The organism is Paenibacillus sp. FSL H7-0323, from assembly GCF_038002725.1.
In the GTDB taxonomy this organism is placed as follows: Bacteria; Bacillota; Bacilli; order Paenibacillales; family Paenibacillaceae; genus Paenibacillus_AQ; species Paenibacillus_AQ odorifer.
This window is the reverse complement of record NZ_JBBODB010000001.1, coordinates 3,649,523-3,667,650: the sequence shown is the minus strand read 5'-3', so window position 1 is coordinate 3,667,650 and position 18,128 is coordinate 3,649,523. Positions and strand designations below refer to the sequence as shown.

12 protein-coding genes are annotated in these 18,128 nt (G+C 43.4%); 11 read left to right on the top strand and 1 reads right to left on the bottom strand.

The window, feature by feature from the left end:
* The first annotated feature begins 3 nt into the window (after nt 1–3).
* From MHH89_RS16665 to MHH89_RS16645, 5 genes are all read left to right on the top strand, one after another.
* Nucleotides 4–2,376: a DUF5696 domain-containing protein gene (locus MHH89_RS16665; RefSeq protein WP_076281912.1), complete on the top strand. Its 2,373-nt coding sequence runs from the start codon at nt 4–6 to the stop codon at nt 2,374–2,376.
* 4 nt (nt 2,377–2,380) lie between these two features.
* A complete protein-coding gene (locus tag MHH89_RS16660) occupies nt 2,381–3,256 on the top strand; it encodes a carbohydrate ABC transporter permease (RefSeq protein WP_081382489.1) in 876 nt (291 codons plus the stop codon).
* Nucleotides 3,257–3,259: 3 nt separating this feature from the next.
* Nucleotides 3,260–4,252 carry a carbohydrate ABC transporter permease gene (locus tag MHH89_RS16655; RefSeq protein ID WP_081387615.1) on the top strand — a complete coding sequence of 331 codons (993 nt, stop codon included), beginning with the start codon at nt 3,260–3,262 and terminating at the stop codon, nt 4,250–4,252.
* A gap of 199 nt (nt 4,253–4,451) precedes the next feature.
* Nucleotides 4,452–5,540: a low temperature requirement protein A gene (locus MHH89_RS16650; protein ID WP_076281986.1), complete on the top strand. Its 1,089-nt coding sequence runs from the start codon at nt 4,452–4,454 to the stop codon at nt 5,538–5,540.
* A gap of 131 nt (nt 5,541–5,671) precedes the next feature.
* Complete coding sequence (locus MHH89_RS16645) at nt 5,672–6,448, top strand: Cof-type HAD-IIB family hydrolase (RefSeq protein WP_076308818.1); 777 nt, start codon at nt 5,672–5,674, stop codon at nt 6,446–6,448.
* Nucleotides 6,449–6,596: 148 nt separating this feature from the next.
* Here the strand turns inward: MHH89_RS16645 and MHH89_RS16640 are convergent, their stop codons facing one another.
* On the bottom strand, nt 6,597–7,592 hold the full coding sequence (locus MHH89_RS16640; protein WP_081388353.1) for a serine hydrolase domain-containing protein: 996 nt from the start codon (nt 7,590–7,592) through the stop codon (nt 6,597–6,599).
* Between the two features lie 113 nt (nt 7,593–7,705).
* Here MHH89_RS16640 and MHH89_RS16635 point away from each other — a divergent pair, with 113 nt between their 5' ends.
* The 6 genes from MHH89_RS16635 to MHH89_RS16610 all read left to right on the top strand — a co-directional run bounded on the left by MHH89_RS16635 (nt 7,706) and on the right by MHH89_RS16610 (nt 18,061).
* Complete coding sequence (locus MHH89_RS16635) at nt 7,706–10,078, top strand: YcdB/YcdC domain-containing protein (protein ID WP_076308819.1); 2,373 nt, start codon at nt 7,706–7,708, stop codon at nt 10,076–10,078.
* Nucleotides 10,079–10,914: 836 nt separating this feature from the next.
* The gene (locus MHH89_RS16630; protein ID WP_341087646.1) at nt 10,915–12,579 is read left to right on the top strand and encodes an extracellular solute-binding protein; all 1,665 of its coding nucleotides are present in this window, start codon (nt 10,915–10,917) and stop codon (nt 12,577–12,579) included.
* Between the two features lie 183 nt (nt 12,580–12,762).
* Nucleotides 12,763–13,668, top strand: a complete 906-nt coding sequence (locus MHH89_RS16625) for an ABC transporter permease (RefSeq protein WP_036679607.1) — start codon at nt 12,763–12,765, stop codon at nt 13,666–13,668.
* 19 nt (nt 13,669–13,687) lie between these two features.
* On the top strand, nt 13,688–14,575 hold the full coding sequence (locus tag MHH89_RS16620; protein WP_076281910.1) for a carbohydrate ABC transporter permease: 888 nt from the start codon (nt 13,688–13,690) through the stop codon (nt 14,573–14,575).
* An 83-nt stretch (nt 14,576–14,658) separates the two neighbouring features.
* On the top strand, nt 14,659–16,422 hold the full coding sequence (locus tag MHH89_RS16615) for a sensor histidine kinase (protein ID WP_076194607.1): 1,764 nt from the start codon (nt 14,659–14,661) through the stop codon (nt 16,420–16,422).
* Nucleotides 16,409–18,061: a response regulator transcription factor gene (locus tag MHH89_RS16610; RefSeq protein ID WP_341087643.1), complete on the top strand. Its 1,653-nt coding sequence runs from the start codon at nt 16,409–16,411 to the stop codon at nt 18,059–18,061. Before MHH89_RS16615 ends, MHH89_RS16610 begins: the two co-directional genes overlap by 14 nt.
* Nucleotides 18,062–18,128 lie beyond the last annotated feature (67 nt).

The following is an 18,128-nucleotide window of genomic DNA, read 5'->3' as shown; positions in this document are numbered from 1 at the left end:
ACGATGAGAAAAAAAGTTAAAGTGCGGGCCATTCTCTGTATTGTTGTGATGATGCTGTTCGCAGTGATAAATGTTCAACCCCTACACAGTTCCGCCGATCCGTCCACCGCTGCGCAGTCTGTTCAGACTGAAGAAAGCAAAGAGGTTGGGCAAGAGCAAACATCGGTGGTGACTGAACCAGCGGAAGGGCAGGCCACTGCTGTGCAAGAAAAGGAGACCACGGCTCCGGCAGAAGAGCAGGCTCCAACAGCTGTAGCAGCACTTGTTCAGAAGGTTGAGCTGCAGCCGGTCACGCCTGGAACAAAAGCACTGGAGAACGAACGCTATATTTTATATGTAGATGAGAAATCGGGAAATCTTCGCATCACAGATAAAATCACAAACAAGGAGTGGCTTGGATCTCCACAGCTGGAGCGAACAGCCATGCCAAATATTAAGAAATATACGACCGCGCCGATTTATGCCAGATACACACAGGGGGCTGACATTACACAGGTCTACCCACTTAAAGATGAAGACTCCACGGTTACCGTAACGATTGAGCAAGATGTCGTCCGCGCGGAGTTTGCTTTTATTAGCCTGAAGCTTTCTTTTGCTCTGGAGTACAGACTGACTGCTAATGGATTTGAGGCTTCCATTCCACAGGAGTATTTGAAGGAAGAGGGGAATGCGAAATTCACGAGTCTGGAGGTGCTGCCATTTTTTCATGCGGCTAGAGAAGATGCAGAGGGGGCAATGATGCTTCCAGATGGTTCAGGGGCATTGCTGGAGTTTCGGAAAGATCATCCCGCTTATTTGAAAGGTTATTCTGAATACATTTACGGCGGGGACGAAACCTTCGTGAAACAAAATCATGAAATTACGGATAACTCTTGGCAAAAGGCGGCACCTCTTAAAAAAGCTATCGCCTTGCCAGTGTTTGGGATCTATCAGGGAGACACAGGATATTTAGCAATTGTTACTAAGGGAGATACCGACGCTAAAATCATCGGTGTTCCATCAGGCATTCGCGCTATTTCGCTTTATAGAGCATCAAGTGAATTTACCCTGCGCAAGGATGATGTTATTTTTGTCGGCAATTCCGGCCAAATTCCTTATTATCAGGGTGAGATGATCAAAACCGATCGTAACGTACGTTATGTTCTGCTCCAAGGTGAGGAAGCCAACTACGTTGGGATGGCGAAGGAATACCGTAATTACTTAATGGAGGAGAAAAAGGTCAAGGAAGTAGTTCTTGAGAACACGCCATTGTATCTTCAAGTGCTCGGTGGGATTTCACGTGATGAAGTCATCGGTTCAACTTTTATAGAAGCAGCTACGTTTAAACAAATCAAGGACATGATTGATCAATATCAGGCAGAGGGTGTTACTCAGCTAGAGATTACGATCGAGGGATGGTCCAAAAATGGTTTATACGGAAACCAGCCAGAACAATTCCCTGTTGAGAAGAAGTTGGGAGGCAATAAGGGACTAAAAGAGCTTCAGGAATATGCCGCAGGCAAGGGCGTAAATCTTTATTTGAAAGCTAACTACGTGAAACCTTACCAAGATAGCAACGGCGTGAAGGCAAGCAGAGATGCTGTGCGCGGTATTAATCGTGAAGTCTTGAAGCAGTACGTCTATTATCTCTCTACCCGGTGGAATACGGATGACTATTTTTATTTAATGAAACCTAGTGTTATCGCAAAACGCAGTAATGCTGAGTTAAGCAAGTTTCAGGATCTGGGTGTGAAGGGTGTGCAGTTTGAACACTTTGGAAGCTTGCTATACTCCGATGAGGATAATAAATCCAATACGGACCGCCAGCTTACAGAAGATACTTATGTTAATGCATTGGATAACTTCCGTAAGGGTGAGCTTAACACGGCAGTAGATTATGGTTTTGCCTATACATTAGGACATGTGAACCGGATTGATCAGGTGCCGCTCGACTCCAGTCAATTTGTCTATACAGATCGGGCGATTCCTTTTTATCAACTAGTGTTACACGGCTTAGTGCCTTATACAGCAAGCCCGGTTAATCTGTACGATGATTCCCGTAACCAAACCTTACGGGCGCTGGAATATGGAGCCCTTCCAAGTTATGAATTAACTTATGCTCCGACTAGCGATCTTCAGAGAACCATGGCAGACCGGCTGTTCAGCTCTAGTCTTGAGAACTGGCTGGCACCTTCTGTGCAGAATTATCTCGCATTGAAAGAGGTCTATGACAGCATTAGCAACCAGCAAATGACGAATCATGAGCAGCTGCAAAGTAAGGTCTTTCGGACGACTTATGCAAACGGTGTGAGCATTATAGTCAACTATAATGAGCAGTCTGTTGACGTGTCTGGTCAGACCGTCGAGGCATTCAGCTATGCGGTAACAGGAGGATGATGAAGTGAAAAAATCAAAGCTATCGATGCGAGCGCGTTATTTCGTTGAAGGATATTCCTTCATCGGCCTGTGGCTGGTCGGATTTCTGGTGTTTATGGCTGTTCCGCTGGGCCGTTCCTTGTATTATTCCTTTCAGGATCTCCAAGTGAGCAAAGGCGGTTTACTGGCCACTTTTGTTGGGATGGAGCATTATCGCGCCGCTTTTACTACAGATGTTAATTTCTTGCCTCTGCTGAAATCGACGATGGTGTCGACGGTGACTCAGGTTCCGTTAATTCTTATCTTTTCGCTCTTTTGTGCGATTCTGCTAAATCGCGGACTCGTAGGAAAAACCTTTTTTCGTGGCGTGTTCTTTTTGCCGGTCATCATTGCTTCAGGGGCGATTCTGGGCAAATTGATGGATCAGGGTGCCGCAAATTTACCAATTTTTTATAATCAGGATTTATATGATAAGCTCCATAACTTTATCCCCGGCGACATTTTGAAGTCATTGCTGAAATATGCAGAATCTTTAACGCTGGTGATGTGGGATTCTGGCGTGCAAATTCTGATTTTTCTAGCGGGGTTACAGACGATTTCTGTTTCACTGTATGAAGCGGCCAAATGTGATGGAGCAACCGCGTGGGAGAGTTTTTGGAAAATCACCTTCCCGATGATTATGCCGATGATGCTCGTAAACACATTGTTTAGTATCGTCAGCTCATTCACGAAGGCAGATAATCAAATCATGAGTCATATTTTGAATGTCGTCTTTAAGAATAATGATTTTGGATATGGCTCAGCGATGGGCTGGATTTATTTTGTGTTTATTTTCTTGGTTCTGGGTTTGGTCTTCCTGTTATTCAGCAAGTCGCTCGGCGCCACCGAAGGGAGGAAGTAGAAGATGTTGAAGGAATCCGTAAAGCAGGTTCGGACAACGAACATGGAACATCTGACAACTCGTCTAAAAGCAAGCGGCAGGCTGGACAGGGTCGTGAAACGTTCGCTTCAGGTGCTGAATATCGCTTTTTATTACTTGGTTATTCTCAGCTTAACGTTCGTATTCCTATATCCCTTGTTATACATGGTATCCAAATCCATGATGCAAGTAACAGACGTGGCCGATGCCACAGTGCAATGGCTTCCGAAAAAGATAAGTTTTGGCAACTATTTTTTGGCATGGGATTCGCTTAAATTCTGGGCCGGGTTCGCAAATAGTGCGATTATTTCCTTCGGGAGTGCAGTTCTGCAAATCTTAAGCTGTTCCTTAATCGGTTATGGTTTTGCCAGATACCGTTTTCCAGGCTACGCAGTGTGTTTCGTTCTGCTGCTGTTTACTTTTCTAGTTCCACCGCAGACGATTGTTGTGCCACTGTATTTGTTCTTTAGTGACTTGGGGTGGATTAATACACATTTGCCGTTTGTGGTTCCTTCTATGTTTGGGCACGGGTTGAAGGGGGCATTATTCGTACTGATCTTTATTCAGTTCTATCGCGGCATGCCTAAAGTGTTGGAGGAAGCAGCACGTATCGACGGTGCAGGCGCATTCAGAACGTACTGGAAAATCATGTTTCCTATCGCCAAGCCGGCAATGCTGATCGTATTCTTATTCTCTGTGGTATGGCACTGGAATGACAGCTTTGAACCGAATACGTATTTAACAACACCGGATTTCTATAATCTGTCGCAGCGATTAGCGATGTTTTATGGTTCCAATAATCAGGCAGCGGAGACGATGTCGCAAATGACTTCGGGTTCTATTGGGATGGCCCCAACTGGACTGAATCAGGTTATGGCGGCGTGTATTCTAACCATTCTGCCAATTCTGATTCTGTATTTGTTCGTACAGCGTCATTTTGTAGAAAGTGTGGAACGCTCCGGTATTGCCGGGGAATAACTTTATTTACTAAAAACCAGCAAGCTCCCTGTGTGGAGGCTTGCTGGTTTTATTTTTAGGTAAAGGGTCTTCAAATTAGTATATCAATTCGGTTAAGATGGATAAGTATTCGATAAACTGTATTAGAAATACACATCCAAACCAAGGGAGTCAGACGATGAATAAACGCACATCGGGATTTGAGCACAGTACAGTATCCATTGCTGAGAAGAAAGTTACTTGGCTGGAGCTATTTTATGATCTGCTTTTTGTAGCAGCAGTTTCAAAAGCGAGCCATGTCCTATTGCATGTAGAGGCGGGTACAATTCCACTTGAATACTTATCCAAATTTATCTTAATATTTATTCCGATCTGGTGGGCTTGGGTAGGGCAATCGCTTTTTGTGAATCGGTTTGGGCAAGATATCTTTTCACATCGGATATTCTTGATTCTACAATTATTTTTTGTATTAATAATGACGGCGAGCCTATCGGTTAACTTTGATCAATATTATATGCCATTCTTAATAGGTTATGTTGGTTTAAGAGCTATGACAGCCATTCAATATCTTACGATAAATAAGAATGAAGCGGCTGATAGAAAGGGCACTGCCCGGTATTTGGGAAGCAGATTTTGGATTGGATTAGTGATCTCTTCTTTATCACTTTTCTTTGACTCTTGGATGCGTTATGTAGTTTTGTATGCGGGAATTACTGTAGACATTCTGCTTCCATTAGTAGGTCGGAAATACTTGGTAAAAAGTCCGATCAATACTCATCATTTATTGGAACGCTTTTCGTTGTTTACGCTTATTCTGCTTGGGGAATCAGTGGTCAGTATCCTTGCGGTTTTACAGTCTAGCCACTGGACGTGGCAATCTATTGTATTTGCATTATTAACTTTTCTATTAATTATAGCTATGTGGTGGCAATATTTTGATAATGTTGAAAAGAAAGTGGATAAGACTATAGAGACTGCCGGGCAAACCATAATTTACGGGCATTTATTTATTTATGTATCCTTGAGTATGATTGCAGCTTCGATCCAACTGTTATTTTTAGATCAATTAAATTATATATTTATGGTGTGTTTTGTTTTTGGATCGGTCCTGCTCTACTTCTGCTCTACCTCACTGGTCTTCCATAAATATAGACGTATACAGCAACGGTTAGGGATATTCCATTTGGCGTTGTTATTAGGTTTACTTGGTGTTTTTTTCGCAGTAGATTTGTTGTTCCTTATACCTAATTACCTGATCATTGGTGAAATGATGTTATTTTTTGTGGTATATGCAAAATTAACGACGTAAGCTTGTTGTGCCGAAGCTGAATAAGAAAACAAGAAGGAAGCTGATCCGTGTGATCGGCTTCCTTCTTGTTTTAGATCCCATGAAATATAATCTATCTAGTTACGATCGAACGGGGAGGCTTATTTCATAATATGTATAAGATTGTATTTTTTGATGTGGACGGTACTCTAGTGAGTGAAATTGATAGAAGTATCCCACTTAGCACGATAGAAGCAATTGAGAAGTTGATAGAGAAAGGAATTAAAGTCGTAGTTGCAACAGGGAGACCACATAACTTATGTGAAGAGTTCAAGTCTATGGGCATTGATACCTTTATTTCTGCTAACGGTGCGCTTGTCAAATGTAAGGATAACGTTATCTATAAATCAACGCTTTCAACAGAAACCGTGCGGGAACTCTCGGCTTTTGCTGAGTTGAACGGACATGGCATGTCCTATTTCACCAAACTTTTAACCATGAACGGAATGGGTTCCGAGGATGAGCGCGTTATGAAGGCATTAAAGGAGACTTTGAGTCTTACACAATATCCCGAAAAAATGAGCGCTCTGCCAGAGGAGGTTTACTGTATATGCTTGTATGCGGACGAAAATGAAGCGCAAAAATTCCAAGATAGATTTCCTGAATTATGGTTCGAACGTTTTCACGGATACGTTATGAATGTGCTTGAAGAAACAAAAGTTTCTAAATCAACGGCGATTAAACAGGTGCTGGATTATCTGAATATTTGCAAGTCAGAGGCTATCGCGTTTGGTGACGGTGGGAATGATATCGACATGTTGGAGTATGTGGGATTGGGCATTGCGATGGGAAACGGTGCGGAACAGTTAAAACAAAAAGCCGATTTTGTTACAAAAAAAGCAAGTGAAGGCGGGATAGCCTACGCATTAAAGAAATTTGGCGTCATTTAAGCTTGTAGCAAACGAGTTGAAGAAAAATTAATAGCGATCATTTGTACAAAACTAACAGCGACAGCCCAAGACTTTATCAGTCTATGGCTGCGGCTGCTTTATGGATTGTGTGGTATCCACACATAGAACTGCATGTGATTCCTGGTTCTTACTGCCCTAGAAGAGCTGGCACAATAAATCGGCCGAAAACATTTGCAGGAGAGCCTTTTTTGTACTTATCCGCGGTGATAACGGCAACCAGCTCGTAAGCAGGAACTACAATGATATGCTGCCCTTTAAAGCCGAGTGCAAAATAATAAGGGATCTCGTTCGGCTGTTGCTCTGAACCTGCATTGAATTGGGATACCCACCAATGCCAGCCGTAGAATCCTTTTTGCGGATGATTGGCTTCAACGTAAGGGCGAGTAGATTGCTGAATTGTATCTGAAAAAAGGATCTGCTGATCCTTCCAGCGTCCCTCTTGCAAATAAAGTAAGCCGAATTTCAGCATATCCTCCGGCTTCAGATGAAGTCCGAACCCACCGGTATGTATGCCTTGCGGATCACTCTCCCAGTGATAGCTTTGAATGCCAAGTGGTTGAAACAGCTGATCTTCGGCAAATTCTGCAACCGCCTGTCCAGCACAATTACGCAGGATTGCGGACAAGAGCTGAGAGGAGCCTGAGTTATAAGTCATCACGGTTCCTGGTGTATGAGCTAATGGCTGTGCAAGCACAAATTTTATCCAGTCTGCGGTTTTAGTCATGGCCGGAAAAGAATTCTGCCCACCAAACTCTGTCCAGTTAAAGCCTCCGGTCATCGTTAATAAGTGTTCGATAGTGATCTCTCTTTTACGTGGGTCACGATCTTCTTTTAATGAAGGAAAAAATAAAGAAATAGGTGTGTCTGGAGGTGGAATCATTTGTTTATCTATGGCTATGCAAACTAAGGCGGAGAGTACGCTTTTGGTGCACGAGTTGATTTTGCCAAGCTCTTCAGCGATTTGTGGATCGCGGTAATGCTCCAGTATGGGTTCTCCATGTTGAATGATCAAACAACTGCGAATGTCTAGGTTAGTAATACCGTCAATAAGCGGCTGAAGGTTCCAGTCAGTAATGTCGGTGACCCCCTTTCTAGATGAATTATAGCTGCAACTGTTTACCATTATAGCTCACATCACAAAAATGTCGTAATTTCCTGTCGTTAAATAATTATGGAAAATACAAGAAAATATCTGTATAATAATATGAATCACGTGTTAGAGGAGGATGAATTCTTTTGAAAAGCAATAGTACTCTTTTTGTTCATCAAACAGCTAAAACGGTATTAATCACTTCCGTTGCACTCGCGTTACTCTTACCCCCTGGCTTAGCCGCAGCCGATTCTATATCTGTTAGCAGCAACACTTCCGTAACGCAGGTTAGTACGCAATCAGCGGCTCCAGCTACGACTACGAAATCTGAGGCTGATCCTGCAAAAGTGAAATTCACGCAGGAGCAAGCCATTGCAAAGTTAAAAGAACTATTCCCATCTCTAAAAGATGCAACTGTAAACAATGTTCAACTGGGATCTAACCAAAGCTACCCAGCTCCAGCAAATCAAATGATCTGGCATATTCAGTGGCAGGTTCAAGAAGGGAATATAGGATATGGTTTTAGCAGTGAGGTAGACGCCATTAATGGTGATATCATCAACACCTATCTCTCATTCTCCCAGGAGAAGAACGAATCCTATTATCCACCGAAAGTATCGCAGACTCAGGCATTGGAGATCGCCAAGACTTTTGTGGCTAAGGCAGCCTCATCGGTTAAGAGCAGTGAGCTGCAATTAAATGAGAATGTTGGTTATAGTTATTTTTCGGAATCATTATTCGGTCCTGTTCAATATGGATATAACTTCAGTATTCTGAAAAATGGTATTCCTTCTGGATCGGACAGCATTAACATAGTTGTGGATGGTAACGGAACTGTAACGCAATTCTCTAAGTCTTCTCAAGGGCTTGAGTACCCGTCTGCACAGCCCAAGATTACCTTGGAGCAAGCACAGAAGCAATTTGCGGAACAGTTTGATGTGGGCCTATTTTACATTCCTATTTATAAGAACGGAAAACCTAACAACTGGATCCTAGGCTGGCGTCCAATAGATCAGTCTCTATATCCTATCGATGCATTAACGGGCAAGCGGATAGATTATGAAGGAAAAGAATCCGTATCCACCTCAGTCGTGTATTCAGAAGTAGCGAAGAGCAAGGATGTTTTTCAGGCAAGAAGTTCTAGTACAGAGCTTTCTGCAAAAGAAGCAGCACAGCTTGTAGAGAAGGTTGCTTATATCCCGGCAGATCGTAAATTGATCTCGCAAACCTTGAGAAATGACTATCAGGATTCAGATCGAAAAATCTGGCAGCTATACTGGGGCAGTAATGGAAATGATCGTTACATTGGTGCTGGCTTTCCAGAACAATCCTCTGCTGAGATCGATGCAAAGACCGGTGAAGTATTGCAGTACCAGGTTCAAGCTTATGGTGCTATTCAGGATAAGAAGAAGGAAGAGCCGGCACCTGCTGGAGGTAAGAAGCTTAGTGAGGCTGAAGCGAAGGTGAAAGCGCTTAGTATAATTAATAGTCTATATCCTCAGGCGAGCCAGAAGCTAAAGCTGGTAGAATACGGGGATAATTCGAGTTTGACTTCAGACGGATCAGGATATGGATACCAGTTTATTAGATATCATCAAGGAATTCCTGTGAGTGACAGCACCATTACGGTAAGTTTGGATCTTTACGGCAGACTGACTTCTTACATGGGGAATCGGATAAGCGGTATCGATGGAATCACATTATCGCCTGATGCAACAATTTCCAAGAAAGAAGCGCTCGAAAGTTATAAACCTAAATATCAGACTAAACTGAAGTATACTCAGGTTGGCGGATACAATACTTATAGTAACTATGTCGCACCGAAGGTGAAGCTGGTATATGATACAACCTTTGATGAATCTAACGGATTGAATCAGGTTTTGGATGCAGCTACTGGAAAATGGGTTGCGGTGTATGATTACCTCGGTCAGCAAGATGCTCAACTATCTGCAACGGATATCAAAGGTCATGCAGCAGAGCGGGAATTAACAGAATTGGTAAACCACCATGTGATTACACCGGATGCCGATGGTAAAGTGAACCCGGATCAAGAAATAACTGTCGGTGATTGGTTATCCTATCTTGCCAAAGCTTCTAGTCCAAATTTCACCAATTATTATAATAATAATGAACGAAAAACTGTGGCAGGCGTGAAGCCAGAGAATTCATATTATGATGCAGTTATTTTTGCAGCAGATCGTAAATGGATCAATAAGGATGAAAGCCTGCAAGTAGAGAGTAAGTTAACCCGGGAACAGCTTGCTGTTCATCTGGCTAATTTCTTGAAATACAATAAACTCACAGCTTATCTTGATAAAGATGTGACTGTAAGTCAGTTTAGTGATAGCTCAGCTATAAACAATAAGGGGGCCGTGGCTCTTGTTGTGAAATTGGGACTCTTAAAGGATGACAACGGCAAGTTTAATCCGCAGCAGAATGTAACAAAAGCGCTGGCGGCTTCGGTGATCATGAAGCTAGTGGAGCTGCAAGGAAAGACCGATCAGATCATAGGTCAATAAGTGTTAATAAGACAGCCAGGCAGCGATTCTCCGACGATTGGAGAATCGCTGCCTGGTTTTTTAGTTTGCAGCGCGGCGGATTGAATAAAGCATCTCTATCTGGCAGATGCAGTTTCCAGTATTCTCTCAGCATTTTTTGTGCGCCGATTCTTGCTGGAATCCGCAAAATAACTGCATTCTATACAGCTATTTCTTATGCAAAAGGTGAATGTGTATCTTTAATTGCATTCTCTGCAACTAAAAACTAGAGAATTCACCTATTGGCGAGAAAAGCAAGAATATAAGTGTACGAAATACACTTATATCCTTTGGCCGAGTGATTTGATGCATTATAAGTGTACTAAATACAATTAAACGCGTAATGCCGCGTAATCCTCAGCGTAATCCTCAACGCAATCCTCCGCGTAATCCTCAGCGCAATCCTCAGCGCAATCCTCCGCGTAATCCTCAGCGCAATCCTCCGCGCAATCCTCCGCGTAATCCTCCGCGCAATCCTCCGCGTAATCCTCAGCGCAATCCTCAGCGTAATCCTCAGCGCAATCCTCAGTCCATTCCGCCTACACTATGCACCGCCGGCTCACTATATAGGTAATCTTGATGGCTAAAATTCTTATGGGATAGCATAAGGATCAGCCTCTTTTTTGTGTAATTAATTACCAATACATAGACACTTACAAACTCACAGTATTATGATAATCAGAGTGACCCTAAAGCGGAGCTTTGTTAGGCGAACATGAATAGGTAAAGAAAAGATACCGAATGTAAACGGTTCACACTCGCTGTGTTAACGCTTTCTTCTTACAATTAGGATATAGAAAATAAGGGAGGTTCAATAGATGAAAAGAAAGATTAAAGGCTTGCCTTTAATGGCATCGGCCATTGTTTTATCATTAGTTTTCAGTGGTTGCTCCAGCAATAATAGTGGAAACAGTAGTGGAAACAGTAGTAGTTCCGCAGAGGGAAACACTAGTGTGCAAACGGAAATGGAAGGCGGCCCTTTAACCAAATATGATCCGCCGATCAAACTTCGCTCCACGATGAACGAAACAGGCAAAGAGACGTTGGCGCAGGGCGATACACATTCCAATAACATCTGGACCAGAGGATACGAGGAAGAGCTTGGGATTAAAGTGTCCTATGACTGGATTGTGGCTGATGCTAACTATAACGATAAAATGAATGTTACCTTGGCGAGCGGGGATTTGCCTGATTTGTTAAAGGTGTCCACGGTGCAATTCGAGCAGCTTTATGAAGCTGGCATGTTGGAGGATTTGACCGGGGTATTTGATAAATATGCTTCGGATCTTGTCAAAGAATATTACGCAGAAGAGGACGGAGCAGGGCTAAAGCCGGTTACGAAAGATGGAAAACTGATGGCGATGGTAAGCTTCCCGGGTTCGCTGGATTCCTCTGATATGATATGGATTCGAAAAGACTGGATGGACAAGCTGAATCTGGCAGAGCCAACATCCATGCAGGATATTATTAAGATTGCAGAAGACTTTACATTTAAAGATCCAGACGGAAATGGCAAACAGGATACTTACGGCATTTCGTTGAACAAGGACTTGCCAATCAATGCGTTTCTACTCGGGTACCATGCTTACCTGGAAACTTGGATCAAAAACGCCGATGGCGAGGTTGTGAATGGTACGATTCAACCGGAGGTAAAGGCTGGAATTGCGGAGCTGCAAAGATTGTATAAAGAAGGAGTCATTGATCCAGAGTTTGGGGTAAAAGACTTTGCCAAAGCGATGGAGGATGTGAATGCTGGTAAATCCGGTATGTTATTTTTGCCGCAATGGGCCCCTTTCCAAGTAAAGGACATGATTAAAAAGGATCAAAATGTTAACTGGGTGCCTTATCCAGTACAATCTATTGATGACCAACCTGCCAAAACTCAAAACCATCTTACGATTGGAGGCGTATTCGCGGTCCGTAAGGGCTACGAGCATCCGGAGGCATTGATCAAGCTGCTTAACTTCCAAGCAGAGAAAATGTTTGGGGAGTCCGCTAAAACGGAACGGGCAAAATATTTGAACGGGGACACAGGTCTGGGCTTCCAAAACGCGGTTGTATCCAACCTCCCACCGAACAAAAATGTAAAAGCACAGGATGAAGTGGAAAAAGCCCTTGAATCGGGAGATACCTCAAACATGGGCCTTGAAGCTAAATTATTCTATGATGATATTCAAAGCTACCGCGGTGGAGATCTTGATAAATGGCATATGGAACGGATCTTTGGGCCGCTTAGCTCACAATCGGTTATCAAACACTACCGCGACAATGACTTGGTGTTGATGAATGAGTTCATTTATGCCCCAACTAAAACGATGAACAGCAAAGCGGCTACCTTGGATAAACTGCGTGCAGAGACCTTTGTCAAAATCATTTACGGAAGTCTTCCTATCGATGAATTCGACAAATTCGTAGCCAACTGGAAAAAGCTCGGTGGAGATCAAATAACGAAAGAAGTAAATGATATCGTAAAAGCAAACTAGTAAAAACGACGCAGAAGAGGACTGCCCCTAGTCATGATAATGACAAACGGGCAGTTCTTTTTTTGGCTGAACAGCTATTCGGTTCGATAACCAGGTCAACAAAAGATACTTAAAGTCAATACGCTACACTATTAAGGCAATTTGGGGCTGCTCTATAATTGAGATACAAGGAGGAGAAAGCATATGCACTTTAATACTAAGCAATTTCTACGTAATATTCCGCTCCATTTAATGATTTTACCTGCCTTAATAGTGATCATTATTTTTAGTTATATTCCGATGGCTGGCCTTGTAATTGCCTTCCAGAATTTTTCCCCGATCTCAGGGTTTAAGAATATGAACTGGACAGGGCTCGAAAACTTTCGTTATTTGTTTGAGCTTCCCGGTTTTGGTCAGGTCGTATGGAATACTGTATTTATCTCCGTCATGAAAATTATTGCTGGCCTGACCGTGCCAGTTATAGCGGCTCTATTGCTTAATGAGGTTCGTGTAAACGGCTTCAAACGTTCGATTCAGACGATTATTTATATGCCGCACTTTTTCTCATGGGTTATCTTGGGCGGGATTATCGTAGATGTACTGTCTCCGAGCAGCGGGATTGTCAACATGCTTTTAAAAGCACTAGGCATGCAGCCTATTCAATTTCTAGCGGACAATAGCTGGTTCCCATACGTACTAGTGATCACAGATCAATGGAAGGAGTTTGGATTCGGGACGATTATTTATTTGGCGGCTTTAACCAGCATTGACTCCTCTCTTTATGAAGCTGCTGTAATCGATGGTGCCGGAAGATGGAAGCAGACCTGGCATATTACGCTTCCGGGCATTCGCCCGATTATGATCCTGATGCTTACACTCAGCCTTGGCAACGTCCTGAATGGGGGATTTGACCAAGTGTTCAACCTCTACAACCCGCTAGTGTATGAATCAGGCGATATTTTGGACACGATGATTTACCGAATTGGTCTACAGGATGCTCAGTACTCTGTATCGACCGCACTAGGATTGATAAAATCGGTAGTTTCCTTCGTATTTATCGGGCTGGGTTATTATCTGGCGTATCGTTTTGCTAAATATCGGATTTTTTAGAGAGAAAGGAGTGGACTAAATGCACCATACTTCAACTGCTTATCGTTGGTTTCTCCGCTGCAATTATGTATTTCTGACTTTGCTCGCAGTGCTTTGTCTTTTTCCGATCGTGAACATTCTGGCGATCTCCTTTAGCTCCAGCGCAGCTGTTAACGCGGGTAGCGTAACCTTCTGGCCTGTGGATTTCACTCTTTCTTCCTATAAATATATCCTTCAGAACAACCAGTTCATTCACTCCTTCGGAACTAGTCTGCTTCGGGTAGTGCTTGGGGTATCCGTTAACTTGTTGTTTACGATTCTAGTAGCTTATCCGCTGTCTAAAGAGGCAAAGTCCTTCCACTCACGGACCGTGTATGCCTGGATTTTTGTGTTCACGATGCTCTTCAGCGGGGGTCTGATTCCTGGCTATTTAATTGTAAAAGAAATGGGGCTGCTGGATAGCATCTGGTCGCTTGTTATACCGGGCGCGGTGCCGATCTTTAATGTTCTGCTCATGCTCAATTTCTTCAGAGGTTTGCCAAAAGAATTGGAGGAAGCCGCATGGATGGATGGCGCAGGACACTTACGTACGTTGTGGAGTGTGTATCTGCCGGTATCTATGCCAAGTATTGCGACCATTACGTTGTTCGCTTTGGTAGGTCACTGGAATGCATGGTTCGATGGCATGATTTATATGAGGAGCCCGGAACATTATCCGCTGGCCACCTATTTACAATCCATACTTCAGCAGGTATCGATCCAGACCGAAAATATTACTTTTGAACAAGCTGCGTTATTAAACCAAATCTCAGACCGTACAACGCAAGCCTCCCAGATCTTCTTGTCTATCATTCCGATCCTGGCGATTTATCCGTTCCTGCAAAGATATTTTGTGCATGGACTAGTCGTGGGTAGTGTAAAGGGTTAAACTGGACTGGACCTAAAAATAAGAAGGAGCCTGAACATGGCTCCTTCTTTATTATTATTCGATAGAAGAGGGAGAAAATTCCAATGAAATCATTCTCCATCGGGTGGAACCCCGATTCCATTGTGATCAAGCTGATCGGAGCTTTCCTATTGGTCATGCTTCCACTCTGTGCGCTGAGTATATCTATTACCTACTATAGCTCCAACCAAATGCAAGCTGAAGTGGAGAGGGCGAACGAATCGAAGGTTCATTTTTACTACAGCCATCTTGAATTTGAGCTGCAACGGATAACGGGCTTAGTCACGGAGTACTCTCAGGATGAAACGCTGGCTACCTTCAGTACCCGTATTCCAATTATGAGCCGGTACGAAGTGGATTCTAATCTGAACAATATATACACCAAGCTAAAACAAATCAAAGAAACCAGTCCTTATATTAGTGATGTTGTGTATTATGTCCCGGAAATTAATAAGCGGGTTAGCGCTGCGGTGGGGGTTAGGGATGTCACCAACGAGGAATGGCAAAGTCTGCTGGCCACTATGGGTAATCTGAAGGGTGCTTTATCTAAATACGAAGATGACTTATATTTACTGCGTAGTAATCCTTATAACCTGGATCGCAATCTTTCACCTAATTTTTTGCTGGGAGTGAAGCTTTCCTCACCTGAGCTTGAGTTGCGTTTGAAAGAATTTGCGGTATCAGGGGGGAGCGATATTACGTTAGCCTTCGGCAATAACGATTATGTGATATCAACTTCTGACCAGAAGCCCAGGTTGTTTCCCATAGAGAAACCTCTAAATAGTGAAGAGACTGTAAGTGTGCAGCGGTATCGTTTTGATAATTCTTTTTACTATTCGCTCTACGATCACAGCAATAACTTTAGGCTGACCGCAAATATTCCCAATACGGTGCTCATGAAGCCGATTCATGTCTACTCATTGCTGCTGTGGTTGTTGTTCGTTGTCTCGATAGTGATCATTATCTTGTTCTCTTTATGGACGTACAGGATGATTCATCGCCCGATGTCTATTCTTATCAGAGGGTTTAAGAAAGCGGAGCAGGGGCAGACGGGGATCTTTATTACTCACTCCCGCAGGGATGAGTTTGGGTATCTATATTCTCGTTTCAATGAGATGCTTAAGCATCTGAATACGTTAATCGATGAGAACTACGTGCAGCGTATCCGGACAGGGGAAGCGGAGCTTAAACATTTACAATCGCAGATCACGCCTCATTTTCTCTACAACAGTCTATTTAGCATAAAACAGATGGCTGAGGTGGAAAATGTAGAGCTGATCAAGGAGTTCTCTGATTATTTAGGGCAATATTTTCGGTACATGACCCGGGATTCCGCCCAGGAGGTTACTTTGCAGCAAGAGCAGGAGCATGCTTTGGTTTATCTGGCTATACAGCGGATTCGTTTTGGCGCGAGAATTAGAGCTGAGGTAGATGAGATTGCAGCGGATTGCCGGGACATCAAAGTCCCACGGGTTCTCCTGCAGCCCATTATTGAAAATGTATTCGAGCATGGGCTTAAGCAAAAAAGCAGCAATGGCCTATTAAAAATGAGTTATGAAAAAGTTGAGCATACGCTGACTATTATAATAGAAGATAACGGTGACTCACTTAGTGAGGACAAGTTAAATCTCTTGCAGCGCCAGTTCTCCGAGCAGAATGCCATTCAGGGGGAGATCACGGGTTTATTAAATGTAAATCAGAGATTGAGGATCAAATTTGGTTCCCCTTATGGCTTGCAGGCAGAGAGAAGCAGTTTGGGCGGACTTTGTGTAAGAGTCAATTTACCGCTTAAAGGGGACGTGCAGGATGCAACGAATGATGATAGTTGATGATGAGCCTAATATTTTGGATGGGCTGTACGAATTTTTTGTAAAGGCAGATTTTAAAGATTTGGAGATCATAAAGGTTCATTCAGCGGATCATGCCATAGACTGGCTTAATACCGTAAAAATAGATATTGTGCTTAGTGACATCTGTATGCCAGGTATGGATGGGATGGCGTTAATTCAGGAAATTGTCGACCGCTGGCCACGTTGTAAAGTAATTCTGCTGACAGGACATAATGAATTCGATTTTGCCCATCAGGCGATCCGAAATCCATGTGTAGTTGACTATTTATTGAAGACAGAGGGGATGGATAAAATTCGTGCCGCTGTGGAGCTGACTTTGGAGAAAATATCTTCAGAAGAGGATTATTTCTATAAAAGCCAGTGGCTTCGCGACAAGCTCCCGCGCGCGCTGCCCCAGTTACAGCAGCAGTTATTACACGATATTCTAAGACGCACCGAACGGATAGACCGGCAGAGCTTGCAGGTTGAATTCGATGCCATTCAGCTCCCGTTCAAAGCGGATGGATCCGTCCTGCCTATTATTCTGCGGATGGAGGCTTGGCGAAATTATGAAACGGCTTCAGACCGGAGTTTAATTCGTTATGCGGTAGCCAATATTGCGGAGGAGCTGCTCAGCGACAAGGTTGAAGTTAAGGCTGTGGATCTGGATCCGGGGACGATAGCTTGTTTTGTTCAGCCTAAAAGTGAAAGTGTATCCTCAATCAAGGAAGAAGAGCTCTGGTTAAAAACGCTGCGCTTCGTCCACGGAACAATGGAATCCGTTCAGCAAGCCTGTGGCAAATGTCTGCAACTATCTGTGTCTATCATCGCCAGTGATCAGGAAGTGGATTGGCATGAGCTGAACTATGCCTTGAACCGTTTACGATTAGCCATTTTTGATAGCCCCGGACTTGGGATGGAAAAGCTGCTGAGGATAAATACCAAGGAAGTGAGCCCAAGTCCAGGTTCTATGCATAATCGAAATGCAACAGCGGAACTACTGCTCGACTATTTAAAACAACGGCTGCTTGAAGGTGATCTCGATTGGGGCACATCTTTTCGCAAATGGGTGGAGCTCTCGGGGGAAGGTGGGCCGGAGGATCCTTTTTTGAGATTAAGATTAATGTCTGGGATCAGCAACACCCTGCTGCAGACTTTACAAGAATTAGGTTTAACGGAAAAAGCACATAGCGGTATGAATTTATCACGCATGTTATATTTTAATATCAATACACACTGGTCGGATGTCATCTCTTTTTATCACACGTTTTTTGAATGGATTATCTCGAACAGAAGCGCTACCTATAAACATGATGAATCGAATATCCTGTCCATGATCCACCAATATATTAAATCCCATCTGGCCGATGATTTGTCCTTAACCCGGATTGCGCAGGAAGTCTCACTTAATCCGTCCTATCTGTCACGCTGGTATAAAAGAACGACAGGGAAGGGGATTTCTGATTATATTCTGGAGAAAAAAGTGGAGCTGAGTAAGGAGCTGCTGCTTGGAACTGCTCTAAAAATGCACGAGATCTCCGGCCAGCTCGGGTTTAGTGATCAGCACTATTTTTTTCGATTCTTCAAAAAAACCGTTGGCTGTACGCCGCAGGAATATCGAGAGCAAAAACGAGGATAAATAGCAATACCCCGAAAGACGGGCACCTGTTCAGAAGGTGCATCTTTCGGGGTATGGTTTGTGGCTG